Genomic DNA, 18754 nt, shown 5'->3' on the forward strand with positions numbered 1-18754 from the left:
ATACGAATACTTAGGGTTTTAGTTTCATCTTTTTCTTTCGTAAACAATCTTTCCATTCACTACTGTTTTGCTAACAAACACCTGTTGGATATTATCTACGTTAAGTGGTTCATTTAGGATAGTAAAATCAGCATCAAACCCTTGAGCAATTTTCCCTCTCTGAAATTCTTTCCCAATCGCTTTTGCACTACCAGTAGTATATAGGGATAAAGCTTGAAATATGGATATTGACTGACTAGGATTCCATCTATTATTAACAGCTGCATCTATCGCCACAAATGGATCTGCACTCTCTACTGGTGAATCTGATCCTCCTGAGCATTCAAAACCAGCTCTCAACAATGACTTCCAAGCGTAGGCCCATTCCATTCTTTCCTCTCCAAGTCGTTCTTTTACCCAAGGAAAATCAGATGGAACAAATATTGGCTGAATATCTAAAACAATAGGTAGCTTGTGCATTCTTTCTATTAAATCAGCTCGAAGAACATTTACGTGAATGAGCCTATCTTTTTTTCCCTTAGGAGCAGGGTATTTTTCAATTTTATCTAATATCAGCTCAGTCGCCTTATCTCCTATTACATGAACAGCAATACATTCATTATGAACTCGCGCCATTTGGACTAACTGTCCAAGTTTTTCTTCTGTATGAACTGCAACTCCACTTGTGCCACTTTTATCCGAGTAATCCTCAGATAATAATGCAGTACGACCACCTAATGAACCATCTACAAAAATTTTCATCGCACCAAATTCTAGAAATTCATTGGACATCTCTTCTTGCATTTGTTCGAATACTAAATGATGTCTTAATAGATGAACTTTAAATTGATCTTCCACTACCTCGCGATATGCTTTTAAGGGTATTTCGTATGGACCGTAATATGCCATATCTTCCGTGTGGACACCTGTAAACCCTTTCTTATGTAAGTCCTTAATACTTAAACGAATTACTTTTGCTAAATATTCTGAGGTGACTGGGGGTATGTGGGACGTTATCAGCTGCTGAGCTTCATCAAAAAAAAGCCCGTTTAATCTACCATCTTCATCCTTCCCTATCCTCCCACCTATTGGACTAGGTGTATCTTCCGTTATTCCTGCTATCTCCATGGCCCTAGAATTCGCCACAAGGACATGGCGGCATATTCTCTTTAAAACGATCGGACTTTCTTGAATTACATCTAAATCATTCTTACTGATGAATCTTCCATCTATTAACTGATTATCGTTCCATCCCTCTGTTATGTACCATTGACCAGGAGTGACTTTTTTACATACTTCAGCCATTATTTTCTCTATAGATGTAAAGGAAGAAAGGTCGAGATAAGACAGCTTCTCCCCATGTCCAATTAAATGAATATGACTATCCACAAAACCAGGATACATGGCTGCACCTTCAAGGGAAATAATCTTGTCCGCATGAGGAAGAAGCTCTTCTTTACTTCCTATTTGAATAATTTTACCTTTCTCGATTAATACCGCTTCTACCATAGAATCTTCTGATTGCATTGTAAAAATACTTCCATTTGTCCAAAGAGTTTTCATTATTTTTTCTCCTTTTCTTTTGGAATAAGCTCATCAACGAGCAATTCTGCTGCCCTTCTATAGAGATTGCTCATGTTCGCTAAAGAGGAGATTAACAATAGCTTTTGCATTTCTTCCTCACCCTCTATTTTTTTTGTTTCCTTATCCAATACTTGAATTTCTTCTTTAAAAACAAGTTTATTATTTTGCTGAAGGGAAATAAAGTTATCATAAAAATCATTTAAAGTGAAGTCCCTTGAGCTCATTATTTCTTTTAAAGGGGATAACGTTTCTTTCACATCATTTATAGATAGGGATCCTTTTAAATGATAAATGAGATTAATCAACATAATATGCTGCTTAGAGTATTTTTTATTTTTAATTGGAACGAAAAGCTTGCCCTTCGCGTAATTGTTTATCATTGTTTTTGTTAATACCTTATCTTCAGCATTTCTAATGGTGGACCCATATTTTGCATCAAAAAGCTGTATAACCTGGTCCATATATAAGTCTATTTCTGGTATGTCATCTTCTTTAATCGCGGTATCCAACGCCAAACGTTCGATCAAGCTATTTATATCATTCATAAATAAACCCCCTCGTAATACTTTAAAAATATAGTAACTTAAAACTCATTAAAGGTAAACCTTGACTACTAATAATTATAGTTATATCATTATATGTAGTTATTAAAACTACTTAATGAGATGGAGGTATTTACTTCGTGCTAAAAAATTATATAAGAGAGCCATTCAATTCATTATCACACCTATTGGGAGCTGTTTTAGGTTTAATAGGGCTCACTCTCATGATTATGAAGGGAATCTCACAAAATACTACTAATCTTACATTAACGGCACTTTCTATTTTTGGTGTTAGTATGATTTTACTGTATATGGCTTCTGCTACTTACCACGCAGTTTTAGCTAAAGATCGTGTTATCCAGTATTTACGTCGGTTAGACCATTCTATGATTTATCTACTGATTGCTGGTACATATGCTCCATTTTGTCTTATAACATTAAAAGGTTCTACAGGTTATGTATTGTTTAGTTTGATAACTCTTTTAGCTATCTCAGGAATATTATTTAAGATGGTTTGGTTTGAATGTCCAAGATGGGTTTCTACGGCACTTTACATAGGAATGGGATGGATAATTATTTTCCTTGCTCCTGCCCTTTCAGAAAGTCTAGGTACTCAGGGTCTACTATATTTAATTGCAGGAGGCATATTCTACACTATAGGTGGTATAATTTATGGGCTAAAGCCTAATCTTCCTTTTATTAAAAAGCTAGGTTTCCACGAAATATTTCACATTTTTATATTGCTAGGCACTTTTTCCCACTTCATATGCGTGTATGTATACGTATTATAAAAAGTTTTAGAATAATAATGAGGGCGTCCAATTACTTAATGGACACCCTTTTATTATTTAATGTAAACTCACTTTGCGTTGGAGCAAGTGTGTTACTTCAGCTTTTTAGCAAAAGCAATAATACGATTAACCTCATTAAACCCTAATTTTAAATGAACTGCTAAGCTTTCTTCATTGTCCAGTTCGCAGTCACTAGCAAATTCTTCACAGCCTTTTGTAATCGACCACTGTTCGCATTTTTCGACCAGCTGCCTTGCAATACCTGTATTCCTGAATTCCTCCAGTACAAAAAGTCCTTCTAAATAGCCTACAGGTGTTGTACTTGTCCCCTCCACATAGTCTTTTCGTATTTGGCACTGTGCAAATCCAATTGGACCTCCTGATGGTTCATAGGCAAGAAAAACAACGGCGTCACCGCTCGTAATTAGTTGTTCCATTTCTTCTAGAAATTCTTCTTTATTATGCCCTGGCCATAATAGTGAAGCTAGAGTTGCCACATCGAGAGCATCTTTTGTTTCAGCTCGTTTAATCATAAAAAAGCACCTTTCCTAGAAAGCTAGAATTCTTTTTTAGTTAAAGTAAAATCTATATTTGATGGTGGAGACTGTAATCTCATTGTTTCAAGTTCGATTCTCATCTTTTCTGTTTCCATAATAAAATTTTCTTGTCTAAGCTTTTCTAACTCTAAGGCATCTTTAACTGCCCCAGCTTTTATGCGTGCTTTTTCTTCTAAATGTTCAGTTACAGACTTAATAACTGGAACTAAAAAAATAAGCGCCGGTATTATAATCCATTCCACTGCATTCACCCTTCCCTAGTATTACCTGATTAGAATATACATTAAAGCAATTAGGAAATAAATAACTAATTAACAATATTTACGGAAAATTCTAATTCTATATCTACATTTCCTCGCAAAGCCTTACTAATCATACAGTTTTCCTCTGCCTTGATGGCTAGCTTTTCTGTCTTAGCTATGTCTTTTGCATTTTTAAGTAAGATACTTGGTCGATGAATAATTTTTTTATATGTGAATACACCTTTCGTAACATCAACAATCGCAGTGGACTGCATTTCTAAACTTTCTTTTTCTATTTTACTCCGTTCCATCATCGCTGCTAGTGTGATGATATAGCAGGTAGCAGCAGCTCCCAGGAGCATTTCATCTGGATTAGTTCCTACACCAGGTCCATCCATCTCTTTTGGTATAGAAATATTAGTTTGTAAATTTCCAGAACTAATATCTCCAACGTCATTTCTATTCCCTGGCCAATTTGCTTTCAAGTGAAAAATGTGTTCAGTCATAATTTTCATCAAACCTTTCAAATGGATGTATTGGAAATTTCATTGATTTCCTATATTATTGAAGAGAAGGTAGGCGTTTAGATTGCTTAAAAATTACGGAAAAATTGCTGGTTTTATCATCGTTGCTTCTCTTTTTCTACTCATTCTTGGAGTAAGATACGTGTTAGGTCAAGATCTAGTTGTTATGAACTTTATTGCATTTGCAGCTTTTTCAATTGTAACTGGAGTCATAGCAGGAGCTATGCTTTTTTACAATCTTCATAAAGCATTTTATTTATTTACGTTTGGGTTAGCAATAGGTTTCATTGATCTTTTCCGCTCTTTTATCATTAATACCGGAGGTAATGGAGACCTACTCGGAATTCTTTCTCTCTTTATCTTCACTGCATTTGGATTAGTATTAGGAATGATTGTTGAGGCAATATTTTACCTCATTAAAAAAACAAACAATCAATAAAAGAGGCTAGAACAAAATCCATCTTAGAATTTAAAAAAACCTAGAAATTTTACCATTCGTAAAATTTTCAGGTTTTTTTATCTACTTTATAGCAGTTGTTCTCCGCTAGCAGTCACAACAGAAGTAGGTACAGGAGTAGCCATCCCTGCATTTTCAAAATAAAATAAAAAAGTGAAATGGAAGTCTCAATTTCACTTTTGTATGGCATGAGACTACTTAAATTCTCATGATTCTTTATTTTTCTATTTATCAGTTTGATTTCATAGTATTATTTCGCCCATTTGACTTCGCTTTATAAAGCGCGCGATCAATTCGTTCTATAAATGAAGTAATTGGCTCATTGAAATCTACGTATTCTCCTACACCTGCAGAAATTGTGATGAGCTTTCTTGTAGGTGGCAAAGTTGTTTCGATGTCTTTTCTCAGTATTTCTGCGAGTCTGTAGGCCTCATCTAAATGAGTATTTGGGAAAACGATTGCAAATTCCTCTCCACCTAAACGGATGCAAAAGTCATTATCACTGGCAACGAGATTCATTCGAGAAGCTAAAAACTGAAGGACTTCATCACCCGAGTTATGCCCAAATTCGTCATTAACTTTTTTAAAGAAATCAATATCTACCATTAACATGGAAAAATATTGTTTTTCCTCTTTTAGATTACCATATAAATATTCAGCGAACCTTCTATTCTTTAGACCTGTCAAGGGATCTGTTAAGGATTGCATTTTAAAGTCTGCTACTGTTTCCTCCTGATGCCTGCGATATTCTTCCACCGTTTCGGTCAGCTGTTTCGCTTCAAAATACCATGTAGGAATTCTTAACTCTTTCTTATTAAATTCCTTATTCATAGTATACATAGCCAGCTTCTGCAAAGGAAATGCGAGCTTATTAGAAATAATAAAAGCTACTACTAAAAACAAAGCAACAAAAGGAAGTGCATATAAAAATATCTTCAAGATAATCCCAATTAGAGGCTCCAAGCTAGACTGATATGGAGTCTGTGAAACAACTCCCCAGTTACTTGCTTCTATAAAAGAGTAACCAGCTAAGTAAAGATCACCTTTCGTGTTCTCAGTTAAGCTAGAACCACTATTACCCTTTATAAGTTTCTCCACTACTTCATTACTTTTTACAACTTCGCCTATTCGTTCTTCATCAGGATGATAAATAAGTGTACCTGAATGGTCTACTACATAAACATAGGATCCATCCTTGGAGTAATGCTCGGCCAATATATTTCTTATAAAATTATCCTCTTCCAAATATATCGTTCCGTTAAGCATGCCTAAGTATTCAGTTTGTTCATTAAAAAGCGGAGTAGATACAAGGATTAATAATCTCCCAGTCGACGCCATATATGGTTTTGTAATAATATTCTCTTTTTTATCTAACGCTTCCCTAACACCTTCTGATTCAATAATATTACCGGCAATCCCAACGTTAGGTGAAGTCGCTATCGCTAGACCATTTTTGTCTATAACAGAAACTGAATTAAAATTTCTGCTTGTGACAATTAGCTGGTCAAGAACTACTGTTAACTCCTCTGGCTGATCCAGTAACTTTATTATATCTGCTTTTCTTCCCTCTAAATTCAATTGCATAGAGGCAAATAGCTCCTCAGACATTTGAGCAAGCTTTTTTGAATAGACTTGATTTTGCTCTAATGAGTTCTCAATTAGGCTGTTTTTAGTCACTAAATAGCTCGAAAAAAGAGAACTAGTAAGTATGCCAATTATAGTAAACGAAATTAATGTTAAAATCCAAAAACGTAACGTTTTTATCATACTTCCTCCAAAATTATACAATATTAATATCACATTTTCTGATTATAGCACTATTAGTATAGTAAAAACTATAGTAAATTGGTAGTTTTGCTAAAAAATTATAATATAAGAGAAAGATTCATTAAAAAAAACAAAAAGAGGACACCAAATGACAATTGTCATTCATATCCTCTTAATCGATTGTAATTATTTCTGTTTAATAAACATTTTGTTTTAATGCAATTCTTAATTTTAATAAATAAAATTCATTACTCAATTATCCACCTAAATATGCAAGCTTAACTTCTTCACTAGATTGAAGCTCAGCTGATGGACCAGAAAGTACTACTTTCCCTGTTTCAATTACATAGCCTCTGTTAGCTACAGAAAGTGCCATATGGGCATTTTGTTCAACTAGCAGGACAGTTGCTCCATCATTATTTATTTCTTCTATAACTTTGAATATTGTTTGCACCATAAGCGGCGCTAAACCCATGGAAGGTTCATCTAATAAGACAAGTTTAGGCTTTGCCATGATTGCTCGACCGATTGCAAGCATTTGCTGCTCACCACCAGACAACGTACCAGAAAGTTGTTTTTTCCTTTCTAATAGCCTAGGGAACGTTTCGTAAACTTTGTTTAAATCCGAAGAAATTCCAGCTTTGTCTTTACGTAGAAATGCTCCTAGCTCTAGATTCTCCTCCACAGTAAGATTGGAAAAAACTCTTCGACCCTCAGGTACATGAGAAATACCAGATTTCACTATAGTTTGAGCTGCTTTCCCGGAAATTGATTTACCTAAAAACTCTATTTTCCCTTTTTTTGGCTTTAACAATCCTGATAAGGTTTTAAGCAAGGTGCTTTTCCCCGCTCCATTTGCCCCTATTAACGTAACTATTTCGCCTTCATTCACTTCAATCGTTACATTATGTAGCGCCTGTATATTTCCATAAAATACATCTATATTTTCTACTTTAAGCATGGATGCCCGGAACCTCCTCTCCTAAATATGCTTCAATAACTTTAGGATGGTTTCTTATTTCCTGTGGAGTTCCTTCTGCTAAAAGCTGTCCATGATCTAACACATATATCCTCTCACAGACACCCATCACCAAATTCATATCATGTTCAATCAATAAAATGGTCAGGTCAAATTTCTCTCGGATAAATCCTATTAAGTCCATTAAATCCTTAGTTTCTTGAGGATTCATACCTGCTGCTGGCTCATCTAATAAAAGCAGCTTTGGACCTGCCGCCAATGCTCTAGCAACCTCAAGTCTTCTCTGTTGACCATAAGGAAGGTTTTTTGCAAGCTCATCTTTATACTTATCTAATTTAAAAATCTCCAGAAATTCGATTGATTTCTCTTCCATCTCTTGCTCACCTTTAAAATGAGAAGGAAGCCTTAAAATTGAGCTAATCATCGAATGTGTTGCTAAAGAATGATATGCAACTTTAACATTTTCTAAGACAGTCAATTCATTAAACAGACGAATATTTTGAAAGGTTCTGCTAATTCCTTTTCTAGTTACCTTGAACGGTGGCAATCCATTGATACGCTCTCCATTAAACACAATATCACCTGTTGTAGGTGCATAAACGCCAGTCAACAGATTAAAGCTCGTTGTCTTACCAGCTCCGTTAGGTCCGATTAATCCTACAAGTTCACCTTGTTTTAAAACTATATTTAAATTTTGGACAGCTTTTAGACCGCCAAACTGTATCCCTACGTTTAGAACCTCTAGTAAAGGCTTATTTACCATATTGACTGCCCCCTTTCGGTGCTCTCCAGCTTTTAAAGTAATCCGTAATTTCCATAGTTCCCATTAAACCTTTAGGTCTATATAACATTACGATTATCAATACAAGACTATATATAATCATTCGCGTTTCAGGATAACCTTGCAAGTAAGTTGATACAACCGTCAAAAGAATAGCTGATAAAACAGCTCCTGATAGGCTGCCCAGCCCTCCTAAAACAACAAGGATTAATATATCAAATGATTTTAAAAATCCAAATTGACTTGGTTGTATAATATAAAAATTATGAGAGTATAGCGCCCCTGCCACCCCCGCAAAAAAGGAGCCAATGGCAAATGCCGCTACCTTGTAATACGTAGTATTAATCCCCATTGCATCAGCTGCAACTTCATTCTCTCTTACAGAGATAGAAGCTATACCATGGCGTGAATTGGTGAAGTTGACTATAACTATAATTGTTATGGCTAAACAAATAAATGTATAGGTCCATGTTGTCATATGCTCAACCTGCATGCCTGAAGCCCCACCGACATAATCGATATTCAAAAAAATTATACGAATGATTTCAGCAAAGCCAAGAGTGGCTATCGCTAAATAATCTCCCTTTAGCCGTAGACTAGGAATACCTACCACTAAACCGGCTAATGCTGCAACAATTCCCCCTACAATAATCGCTAAAAAGAATGGTAGTCCCAACTTCATCGTTACAATAGCAGAAATATAGGCACCAACAGCCAAGAATCCAGCATGACCTATAGAAAACTGCCCTGTAATACCAATAATCAGATGGAGGCTTACAGCTAAAATAATATTAATTGATATGAGAATAATCGTATTGCTATAGTATTGATCTAACATTCCATTCATAATAAGAAACTGTATAACGGCAAATACAACTATTCCCAAAGCAATAAATAGCCAAAATTGTTTAGAAGTTTTCTTCATTTAATACACCTACACTTTCTCTCGTGCATTTTTGCCGAAAATACCTGATGGTCTAAAGATGAGTATTAATATTAGAATGACAAATGCTGCAGCATCTCTCCACAAAGAAAATCCTACTGCACTGACAACAGATTCAATCACTCCTAAAAGAAGTCCCCCTACCATTGCTCCTGGAATGATTCCAATACCTCCTAGAACCGCTGCAATAAATGCTTTTACTCCTGGAATAACTCCCATTAGTGGATCAATCTTTGTATAATACACTCCGAAAATAACTCCAGCAGCACCTGCTAAAGCTGAACCAATAGCAAAAGTTGCAGAGATTGTGTTGTCTACGTTGATGCCCATTAATTTTGCTGCCTCTGTATCATGAGAAACAGCTCTCATTGCCTTCCCTGTTTTAGTTTTATGTACAATAAATTGTAGAATAATCATTAACACAACAGAAACAGAGAGGATTAAAATTGATTGCATGCTTATTTGAACACCATAAAGTTCAAAGGTTTTCTTAAAGAAGTCTGGATACGCTTCAGATTGAGCGCCCCTAATATAAATCACTCCATACTCGATTAATAAGGAAACCCCTATAGCAGTAATAAGCGCAGCTATACGCGTAGCGTTTCTTAGTCGTTTGTAGGCTATTCTTTCTATAATCACACCAAATAGTGCACAAGCTGTCATTGAAATAATAAGTGCTGGGAAAAAACCTAATCCAAATACTGTAATAGAATAAAAACCAATAAAAGAACCTACCATGAACACGTCACCATGCGCAAAATTTATTAACTTGATAATTCCATATACCATCGTATATCCAAGGGCGATTAAGGCATATATACTTCCGAGTGAAATACCATTAATCAACTGCTGAATCCATTCCATGTAGTTCCACTCCCTTATATGTTAGTACTGTACAAGTCTAAACCCACTTTCATAAAGTAACAGAAAAGGAGGGAATGAATCCCTCCATTATTAGTAACAATATTTTAAGGATTTACCTTTGTATTAAAGACTTGTTTTCCATCTACAAACTCAATAATTGTTGCTGATTTCACTGGGTGATGATTTTCATCCATGGAGTATAGTCCCGTTACTAAATCCAGATTATCAGTTGCTTCTAATGCTTCTTTAATTTTTTCACCATCGGTTGAGTCTGCTCTTTCAATTGCATCCTTTAATAAGTAAACAGTGTCATAGCCTAGAGCATGGAACGAGTTAGGAGCTTCACCGTACTTTTCATTAAACTTATCTGAGAATGATTTTGCTTTTCCATCTGGGTCTTCTGAAGAGTAAGCAGTAATGATAAACGTGTTATTTAAAGCATCAGCCCCAGCTAAATCAACGATTGTTGGTGAATCCCATCCGTCAGCACCCATTAACGGAACCGTAATTCCCATTTCACGAGCTTGCTTAACGATTAGACCAACTTCTTCATAATATCCAGGAATAAAAATGAAATCTGGGTTACTAGATTTGATACTGGTTAAGGTAGATCGGTAGTCAGAATCTTTTGCTGCGTAAAATTCCTCCGCTACAATTTTACCGCCAGCCGCTTCAAAATCCTTTTTAAAGGATGCTGCTAAGCCTTTTGCATAATCACTTCCGTTGTCCGCGTAAATTGCAACATTTTTAACCTTTAATTCATTGGCAGCAAAGTTTGCTGCGACAGTTCCTTGGAAAGGATCAATGAATGCTGTTCGGAAAGCATATTCATTAACTTCCCCATCATCATTTACTGTTACAGTAGTGCTAGTTCCTGATGGTGAGATTAGCGGCACCTTGTTTTTCCCGGCAACTTCTACTTGTGCTACAGAGTTACCACTAGTTGCTGCACCTATGATTGCTACTACCTTATCTTTGGTAATTAGCTTAATAGCTCCATTGGTTGCTTCACCTGCATCTGATTTATTGTCGACTTTTACAAGTTCAATTTTCTTACCATCAATTCCACCGTCTTCATTAATTTCATCCACAGCCAAGTCAATAGCCTTGTCTTCTGATTGGCCATAAGATGCTGTGCCACCAGAAAGTTCCAAGTTAATACCAATTTTTACCGTATCCCCACCGTCACCCTGACTACCTTCACTAGAGCATCCTGTCAAAACCCCTATTAAAAGGGATGAGGCAAGGAACAATGAAGCAAATTTTGATTTTTTCATAAAAAATATACCCCCTTATAATGTTTGAAAATTTTGAAATTTTAAAGCGTGCTACCCTCTCTTTTTAATAGCAACTTATTCCAAAATTAACATTTCTTTAATACAATTACATTGTAAAACAAAGTAATGATTCAGTCTATAGAAATTTGACTAATTAGAATTTTTATAATTTTTGATATACTATTGTTATTGCATTAATAATATTATGTATAAAAATTTACCGAATCTAGAGATGATGACAGACATCCCTGCCTGCTTAAACACTGCATGTATAAGAATAACGAAATTATTTCTGTACTGCGTCCGTAAGTTCCAACAAGAGGAGAACAAAGTTACAAACAACTTCTGAACTGAGTTGATGCTTATCGCTCGCCTCCTTAAAAATACAGTCCATTAAACTTGATTGTTATATTAATCAATTAAATTAATTGAAAATAATAAAAATAATTACTTTTCTACCTTTCTCCGCTATAATTATTTATAGTTCGAAAACCGTAATATTAAGGAGAGATGAAAATGGTGCAAAGCTTACCAAAAAGATCAGACGTGAAAGTAGAAGAAACATGGAATTTAAAAGATTTATATGCTACGGAAGAGGATTACAATAATACTTTAGAGGAAATAGAAAAAAGCGTCCCTATGTTTGCCGAGAAATTTAAAGGCAAAATAGATAGCGCTAAAGCAATCGTGGACGCTTTAAGCGAATACAAGACTCTTTTTGAGAAGTTCAATTTATTAGGAAGTTACGCAAGACTAGCTATAACCGTAGATCAAACAAATACTGAATCACAAATGAGAGCTGGTAAATTTGGTTCTTTAGCAGGAAAAGTTGCAAGCCAAACTTCATTTGTTGATAGTGAACTTTTAGAATTACCAAAAGAAATTATAGAAGAAGCTATACAACTAAATTCCGAGTACGAGAATTATTTAGTTAAATTACTTGAAAAGAAAAAATATACTCTACATCCTGAGGTTGAAAAGGTTTTAGCTGCCTACTCCCCTACCTTTGATGCACCTTATAACTTATACGAAACTACTAAGCTATTAGATATTGCCTTTCCAAATTTCGTAGTAAACGGGAAACAATATCCATTAAGCTACGTTTCCTTTGAAAATGATTGGGAAGCTGAAACTGATACGGTTCTTCGTAGAACAGCATTTGAAGCTTTCTCTTCAAAGCTTAAGGAATATCAGCACACAACTGCAAAAACATATGATATTCAACTACAACAAGAAAAAACGACAGCAGACATACGAGGATATGACTCAGTATTTGAATACTTACTTTCTGACCAAGACGTAGATATTTCTCTATATAACCGTCAAATTGATTTGATCACAAAAGAGCTAGCACCACATATGAGAAAATACGCGAAATTGCTTCAAAAGATACATGGACTTGATAAGATGACGTTCGCTGATTTAAAGATTGCTCTTGATCCAAACTATGAACCAACAATTACAATAGAAGAATCAAAAAAATATATCAAAGATTCTCTATCTGTTATGGGTGACGAGTATCTTGAAATGGTTGATCGTTCTTACAAAGAACGCTGGGTAGACTTCGCTCAAAATGAAGGAAAATCAACTGGGGCCTTCTGTTCTAGTCCTTATGGTAGCCATCCATATATTTTAATATCCTGGTCAAGTCGCATGAATGAGGTTTTTGTATTAGCACATGAGCTTGGTCATGCTGGTCATTTCTATTTTGCACACCAAGAACAAAATCTATTTAATTCTCGTCCATCTTTATATTTTATAGAAGCACCTTCTACCATGAACGAAATGTTAGTTGCTAACCACCTTTTAAAAAATTCAGATGACCCTAAATTTAAACGCTGGGTAATTTCATCTATAGTGGCTAGAACTTATTATCATAATTTTGTTACTCATTTATTGGAAGCAGCTTACCAACGTAAAGTTTATGAGCGAGTGGATCAAGGTCAAAATGTAAATGCTGAAATATTAAATGCTTATAAGCGCGAAGTATTAGAAGATTTCTGGGGAGATGCAGTGGAAATAACAGATGGTGCAGAGCTTACATGGATGCGTCAGCCTCATTATTATATGGGCTTATACCCATATACGTATAGTGCAGGATTAACTATCTCTACACAGGTAGCTAAGCGTATATTAAATGAAGGCCAAACAGCCGTAGATGAATGGGTAGAAGTTTTAAAAGCTGGTGGCACTAAAACGCCAGTAGAATTAGCAAAAATGGCTGGTGTTGATATCACTACAGATGAGCCACTTAAAGACACTATTGCATACATTGGTTCACTGATTGATGAACTTGAAATCTTAACAGAGACAATTGAAAACAAATAAAGAAAGAAGCTATCATAATGTATATTATGATAGCTTCTTTTACTTCGAGCTTTTATATTAGACTGAATACAACTTGTGCAAAGAGGGACTAACTCGTGACTTTCTTCAAATCTATAAAGACTCCAATGGGAAAAAGTAATATACTTAGAGTACGACTTAAAACTAGTGAACTAGTTGCTATATAAAGAATATAAAATTAGAATGCGATAAATTGCCTTCTTACAAAGGAGTTAATATGAAAAACAATGTGATAGAGCAGTACGAACAGGATGAAAATATAATGATTCAATTGTATGCCCAATGGTGTATCAATCATGACTTAGACCCTTTTGCATTATATCAAACAGCATATCCAGATCAAAAAACAAACGACGCTTTAGCAAGTGCAATAGAAGAAACGGAAAAAAATGCATTAGAAGTAGATACCGAGACTGTTATTCAAGTATTGCAGCTTTTTGGAAATGACCACCTAGCTTTTGTTGTATCTGAAATTGCTTCAAAACTAAAATAAACCTCCTTCTATAGGGCATCTCAAGCCCCTTCCTCTTTTTTCCCGTAAATATTCACAACTCTTTCTCTAATCTCTTAAGCTTCTTATTACTATCTAATAGAACGTAAAAGATATGTAATATTTCAGTTTTTTTTACATAGTTTGTTATAAATCATGTACAATATTATCAGACAGAAAGGGGGAATCATTATATATGAAAAAGTTTACAAAGGAAGAAAATAGTTGGGCTCTTTATGATTGGGGAAGCTCTGCATATTCTATAATAATTACAACTGCTATTTTTCCTATTTTTTACAAAGGATCGGCAACAGCTGCCGGCGTAGATACGAATGATTCTACAGTTTATCTCAGTTACACTATTGCCATTTTTACATTTATATTAGCAATGATAGGGCCAATCCTTGGAACCATCGCCGATTATAAAGGATATAAAAAGAAATTTTTCTTTTTCTTTTTCTTTTTAGGAGTAGCTGCTACTGCTTTACTAGCTTTCATCCCTTATGATAAATGGTATCTATTTTTGATATGCTATACTTTTGCAGCTCTTGGTGCAACTGGTGCGAATGTTTTCTATGATGGCTTTATTATTGACGTTACAACAAATGAACGAATGTCTCGTGTTTCCTCGAGAGGATACGGACTAGGGTATATTGGTAGTGCGATTCCTTTTTTAATTAGTATGGTTATTATTTTGTTGGCTGGGGCAGAAAAAATCCCTCTATCTGAAATAAACGCAAGCCGCATTGCATTTCTGATTACAGCCGCTTGGTGGATTATTTTTGCTATTCCGATGTTTAGAAATGTAAAACAAATTCATTATATTGAGCGTGAAAAAAATCCTGTCGCTCAAAGCTTTAAAAGACTTGGAAAAACTATAAAAGAAATACGTCAGTATCGAGCTTTATTTCTATTTTTAATAGCCTATTTCTTCTATATTGATGGTGTAGGAACTATTATCGCAATGTCTACTGCCTATGGCACTGACTTGGGCTTACAGGCTACGGATTTAATCATCGTCTTATTTGTTACACAGGTTGTAGCTGCCCCTTTTGCAATTTTATATGGTAAACTAGCTGCAAGATTTTCAGAAAAGAAAATGCTATATGTCGGAATTTTTGTTTATATAATTGTATGTACTTATGCATTTTTCTTAGAAACTATTGCAGATTTCTGGATTTTAGCAATGCTCGTAGCAACTTCTCAGGGTGGAATACAAGCATTAAGTAGATCGTACTTCGGCAAACTTATACCGAAGGAAAATTCAAATGAGTTTTTCGGTTTCTATAATATTTTTGGTAAATTTGCTTCCATAATGGGCCCACTTTTAATTGGTCTAACTACACAAATTACAGGCAATTCATCGTATGGTGTGTTTAGTTTAATCATCTTGTTTATTATTGGAATAATAGTGTTGATTAGAGTACCTGAACCAGATAAAGCACCAAAGCCAGTGCCAGTTGATGCTGTCTAATTTTTAATTAGTGGTGATTATTCGCTAAGGACTATGGAGGGAAAAGGGAACTATCTCTATGACAAAGCTTTCTCAGCAAAAAAAGGCTCGTCTGTGAGGGTAACTATTTAGCTACATGCAAGAAAGTCGATCGGACAACATTCTTGCATGTAGCTATTTTCTTGCCTCAGGATAGTTTATAATTTTTAAACAGTTAAATGTAAGTATCATAAGTGAGATTTAAACTTACACCTGACCTATTCCTCTACACTTCAATTTCTTTAATTATTTTTGCTGGATTTCCACCTACAACCACATTTGCGGGCACATTTTTTATCACGACTGCTCCTGAAGCAATGATAGCATTATCTCCTATACAAACACCTGGATTTATAACTGCGTTACCACCAATCCACACATTGTTCCCAATTATTATAGGCTTTGCGTATTCCTTTCCTGAGTTACGCTCCATGGGGGTAATTGGGTGTGTAGCTGTGTAAATTTGCACGCTAGGTCCAAGCATGCAGTTATCTCCAAAGCGAACTTCACAAACATCTAAAATGGTACAGTCAAAATTTGCAAAAAAGTTTTCACCAACATATGTATTATAGCCATAATCAAACCTGATATTTGGTTCCATATAGACTAATTCTCCAGTTGAACCTAATAAATCTTTTAATAATTCGACGCGTTTTTGTCCCTCACTTTCCAATGTCTGATTGTAAATCCTTACTTTTCGTCTAGCATTTTCTCGTTCCAATACTAATTCAGGGTCAGCGGGATTATACATTTCACCGCACAGCATTTTTTCTTTTTCAGTTTTCATTTTTTATCCTCTTTTCTGCTCTGAGTTAAAACTTATTTTACTTTATTTTACTAATAGATTTATTATTACATGAAAAGTATAACTCCCAAAGGAATACTCACTTATCACTTATTAATATTTAAATTTACACGTAAAAAAGGATGTTAAAGATATCTTATTTCCTTGTTTTATGCTTTAGCATTTTTTAATAAACACGTAGTTTATCTTCGACTAGCCTTCTTTTTGTCCAAACAAGTGTAAATAACAAGAACAATTCAAAAGCATTTGTCACCGCTCCGCTATCTACATTTATTGGTACTGCGCTTCCTATGGTCATCACGATTGCACCTATAAAAAATACTGCCCACTTTGTTTTCTTCCAAAGAATAGCACTAGCCACAATCAATACTAGTGTTACAAGGAGAATCATAACTGGGGGCCCAGAAGCTTCCTTGGTGGAAACATATCTTAGAACCCCATATTCCTCAGCAGCTTTTAATGTAAGTTGAGAGGCTTCCAACCACACTTCTATACCTATTAAAATTACCGTATAAATAATACCTACTATGGACACCCATTTTTTCTGAGCCCATAATACCCCACTTTCCTTCAATGTACCAGTAGCAAATAAAACTAGTAAAGGTGTTAAAAAAGCATGTGTCCAAAACCTTAACAGATTCAATGTCTCTAGCAACTCTCCCTCACCAATCCATTTACCAAAAGCGATAATTCCATTGTCAAAAATGAGAGCTAATATTATAAGATAAATAAAACTAGTCCACTGTGGTAAATCCTGCTTCCTTATTCCGATTAAGCCCCAAATAAGCAATGCTATATAGGAGCCTGTGAAAAATAAATATAGAAAAGTATCCATTCCATTTCCCTCCTTTATTTCTTCTTTCCCATAAAAGAAAGGGTATAATCTTATAAAATAAAAACACAGGAAAAAGTCTCCTGTGTTAAAGTTATTATTTATTTGTAAATGTTGCAGGCATAACTACAGCGATGACTTCCCCTTTAGCGCAAAGCGTATCTCCTGCGTAGACTTCTGAAGTTACCTTCCATTTTTTCGGATGAATCTCTTCCACCGTACCTATCGCTTTTAGTTCGACCTTTTGAGGCGTAGGCTTAAGAAAATCGACATGGAGGGACCCTGTGACAAATCGTGGCGGTGTTTCTCCACTGCCAGGCTCAAAACCATTTTTTCGGTGAAGTGCAAGAGCTGCCGAACCAGTTCCATGACAATCCACTATTGCTCCAATTAATCCACCGTATACAAAGCCAGGAATTGCAATATGCTCTTCTCTTGGATGATAAACAGTTTCTGTTTTGTCTCCATTCCAATAAGTCTTTAAATGATACCCCTCTTCATTTAAACGACCGCATCCATAGCACCAAGCAAAGTCATCTGGATATTCATCCTGTATTGCCAGTTTATGTTCTGTCATTTTTTCTCCCCCTTTACAAAACCATACAAAAAAGCCAATTAAACGTCAACTGAATTAAATAGTTTTCTAGAAAGAAATATTATTATTTATATAATGATTCTCTTCTATCTTGAAATACAGGAATTCTACCTCTTACTTCTTCTACTAGATTTAAATCAATATCTACTAATCCAATAGTTTCTTCCTCGTTTCCTAACCAAACTATATCTCCCCATGGAGCAATTACCATCGAGTTTCCATTGAACTGATTGTTCGGATCTTCTCCTACTCGATTAACTGCAACTATATAGCATTGATTTTCAATAGCTCTTGCCTGTAAAAGTATTTTCCAATGGTCTATACGTGCTGAGGGCCATTGAGCAGGAACAAAAATTATTTTGGCACCATTCAATGAGTGAGCACGAAACCATTCCGGAAAGCGTAAATCATAACAAATAACGCCTCCCATCGTCACTTCATCCAACATAAAAATATTCTTACTGTCTCCAGCTTTTAAATATAAATGCTCATCCATTAGCTTAAATAAATGGGCCTTGTCGTACTCAGCGATTAGCTCTCCCGAATTGTTTACGATATACATGGTATTGTAAAAGGAGTTCTTTTTTTTCGTCGAAACCGAGCCACCCACTATATGTATATGTAATTCTTTCGCAAGTTTAACTAGAAATTCCTTCGTCTTTACCCCTTTATCATCTGCTATATCTTCTAATCTCGTTAAATCATATCCCGTGTTCCACATCTCCGGCAAAACTATAAGATTTGCTCCTTGTATAGCTGCTTCTCTAATTTTCTTTTCTACTCTTTTAAAATTTTCTTTTGGATTACCAAACGCTATATCTAACTGAACACAAGCTATTTTCATTTCACCACCACCTATAGACATAATACTAAAAAGATTATAAGATTTGACTAATATATGCAACTA

General features: G+C 35.1%; 20 protein-coding genes. 5 read left to right on the forward strand and 15 right to left on the reverse strand.

The features are described from left to right. Window positions 1-24: 24 nt before the first annotated feature. Window positions 25-1542 (reverse strand): amidohydrolase, encoded by a 1518-nt coding sequence (locus tag D0S48_RS03160; protein ID WP_151110046.1) that lies wholly within the window; start codon window positions 1540-1542, stop codon window positions 25-27. After that, complete coding sequence (locus tag D0S48_RS03165) at window positions 1542-2108, reverse strand: DUF1836 domain-containing protein (protein ID WP_144536708.1); 567 nt, start codon at window positions 2106-2108, stop codon at window positions 1542-1544. The genes D0S48_RS03160 and D0S48_RS03165 overlap by 1 nt, the downstream gene beginning before the upstream one ends. A 137-nt stretch (window positions 2109-2245) precedes the next feature. On the opposite strand from D0S48_RS03165, the gene D0S48_RS03170 reads away from it, so the two are divergent. Further along, a complete protein-coding gene (locus D0S48_RS03170; protein ID WP_144536710.1) occupies window positions 2246-2896 on the forward strand; it encodes a PAQR family membrane homeostasis protein TrhA in 651 nt (216 codons plus the stop codon). 92 nt (window positions 2897-2988) lie between these two features. Here the strand turns inward: D0S48_RS03170 and aac(6') are convergent, their stop codons facing one another. The 3 genes from aac(6') to D0S48_RS03185 all read right to left on the reverse strand — a co-directional run bounded on the left by aac(6') (window position 2989) and on the right by D0S48_RS03185 (window position 4201). Continuing rightward, complete coding sequence (gene aac(6'), locus D0S48_RS03175) at window positions 2989-3429, reverse strand: aminoglycoside 6'-N-acetyltransferase (RefSeq protein ID WP_151110048.1); 441 nt, start codon at window positions 3427-3429, stop codon at window positions 2989-2991. 23 nt (window positions 3430-3452) lie between these two features. Continuing rightward, window positions 3453-3695, reverse strand: coding sequence for a hypothetical protein (locus D0S48_RS03180; protein WP_191963860.1), 243 nt, complete (start codon window positions 3693-3695; stop codon window positions 3453-3455). 65 nt (window positions 3696-3760) lie between these two features. After that, window positions 3761-4201: an OsmC family protein gene (locus D0S48_RS03185; RefSeq protein WP_151110052.1), complete on the reverse strand. Its 441-nt coding sequence runs from the start codon at window positions 4199-4201 to the stop codon at window positions 3761-3763. 82 nt (window positions 4202-4283) lie between these two features. Here D0S48_RS03185 and D0S48_RS03190 point away from each other — a divergent pair, with 82 nt between their 5' ends. Then, on the forward strand, window positions 4284-4658 hold the full coding sequence (locus D0S48_RS03190) for a hypothetical protein (protein ID WP_144536716.1): 375 nt from the start codon (window positions 4284-4286) through the stop codon (window positions 4656-4658). 249 nt (window positions 4659-4907) lie between these two features. Here D0S48_RS03190 and D0S48_RS03195 read toward each other — a convergent pair whose 3' ends face one another. The 6 genes from D0S48_RS03195 to D0S48_RS03220 form a co-directional block, all read right to left on the reverse strand. Next, window positions 4908-6443 carry a sensor domain-containing diguanylate cyclase gene (locus tag D0S48_RS03195; RefSeq protein ID WP_151110054.1) on the reverse strand — a complete coding sequence of 512 codons (1536 nt, stop codon included), beginning with the start codon at window positions 6441-6443 and terminating at the stop codon, window positions 4908-4910. Between the two features lie 256 nt (window positions 6444-6699). Then, window positions 6700-7404, reverse strand: coding sequence for an ABC transporter ATP-binding protein (locus tag D0S48_RS03200; protein ID WP_151110056.1), 705 nt, complete (start codon window positions 7402-7404; stop codon window positions 6700-6702). Next, window positions 7397-8185, reverse strand: a complete 789-nt coding sequence (locus tag D0S48_RS03205; protein ID WP_151110058.1) for an ABC transporter ATP-binding protein — start codon at window positions 8183-8185, stop codon at window positions 7397-7399. Before D0S48_RS03205 ends, D0S48_RS03200 begins: the two co-directional genes overlap by 8 nt. Further along, the gene (locus tag D0S48_RS03210) at window positions 8175-9128 is read right to left on the reverse strand and encodes a branched-chain amino acid ABC transporter permease (protein ID WP_151110060.1); all 954 of its coding nucleotides are present in this window, start codon (window positions 9126-9128) and stop codon (window positions 8175-8177) included. Before D0S48_RS03210 ends, D0S48_RS03205 begins: the two co-directional genes overlap by 11 nt. A gap of 9 nt (window positions 9129-9137) precedes the next feature. Further along, complete coding sequence (locus D0S48_RS03215; RefSeq protein ID WP_144536727.1) at window positions 9138-10010, reverse strand: branched-chain amino acid ABC transporter permease; 873 nt, start codon at window positions 10008-10010, stop codon at window positions 9138-9140. A 104-nt stretch (window positions 10011-10114) separates the two neighbouring features. Continuing rightward, the gene (locus D0S48_RS03220; protein ID WP_151110062.1) at window positions 10115-11287 is read right to left on the reverse strand and encodes an ABC transporter substrate-binding protein; all 1173 of its coding nucleotides are present in this window, start codon (window positions 11285-11287) and stop codon (window positions 10115-10117) included. A gap of 516 nt (window positions 11288-11803) precedes the next feature. On the opposite strand from D0S48_RS03220, the gene pepF reads away from it, so the two are divergent. The 3 genes from pepF to D0S48_RS03235 all read left to right on the forward strand — a co-directional run bounded on the left by pepF (window position 11804) and on the right by D0S48_RS03235 (window position 15597). Further along, the gene (gene pepF / locus D0S48_RS03225; protein ID WP_191963861.1) at window positions 11804-13615 is read left to right on the forward strand and encodes an oligoendopeptidase F; all 1812 of its coding nucleotides are present in this window, start codon (window positions 11804-11806) and stop codon (window positions 13613-13615) included. A 235-nt stretch (window positions 13616-13850) separates the two neighbouring features. After that, window positions 13851-14126: a hypothetical protein gene (locus D0S48_RS03230; protein WP_151110064.1), complete on the forward strand. Its 276-nt coding sequence runs from the start codon at window positions 13851-13853 to the stop codon at window positions 14124-14126. A 193-nt stretch (window positions 14127-14319) separates the two neighbouring features. After that, window positions 14320-15597, forward strand: coding sequence for an MFS transporter (locus tag D0S48_RS03235; protein ID WP_144536733.1), 1278 nt, complete (start codon window positions 14320-14322; stop codon window positions 15595-15597). Between the two features lie 244 nt (window positions 15598-15841). On the opposite strand, the gene D0S48_RS03240 is transcribed toward D0S48_RS03235, so the two are convergent. The 4 genes from D0S48_RS03240 to D0S48_RS03255 form a co-directional block, all read right to left on the reverse strand. Further along, a complete protein-coding gene (locus D0S48_RS03240; RefSeq protein ID WP_144536735.1) occupies window positions 15842-16402 on the reverse strand; it encodes a sugar O-acetyltransferase in 561 nt (186 codons plus the stop codon). Between the two features lie 184 nt (window positions 16403-16586). After that, complete coding sequence (locus D0S48_RS03245; RefSeq protein ID WP_151110066.1) at window positions 16587-17255, reverse strand: phospholipid phosphatase; 669 nt, start codon at window positions 17253-17255, stop codon at window positions 16587-16589. Window positions 17256-17349: 94 nt separating this feature from the next. Beyond that, entirely contained in the window at window positions 17350-17829 is a 480-nt protein-coding gene (locus D0S48_RS03250; protein WP_144536740.1) for a PaaI family thioesterase, read from the reverse strand. Between the two features lie 82 nt (window positions 17830-17911). Continuing rightward, window positions 17912-18691 carry a carbon-nitrogen family hydrolase gene (locus D0S48_RS03255; RefSeq protein WP_151110068.1) on the reverse strand — a complete coding sequence of 260 codons (780 nt, stop codon included), beginning with the start codon at window positions 18689-18691 and terminating at the stop codon, window positions 17912-17914. Window positions 18692-18754: the final 63 nt, after the last annotated feature.

The organism is Psychrobacillus sp. AK 1817, assembly GCF_008807035.1.
Taxonomy (GTDB): domain Bacteria; phylum Bacillota; class Bacilli; order Bacillales_A; family Planococcaceae; genus Psychrobacillus; species Psychrobacillus faecigallinarum.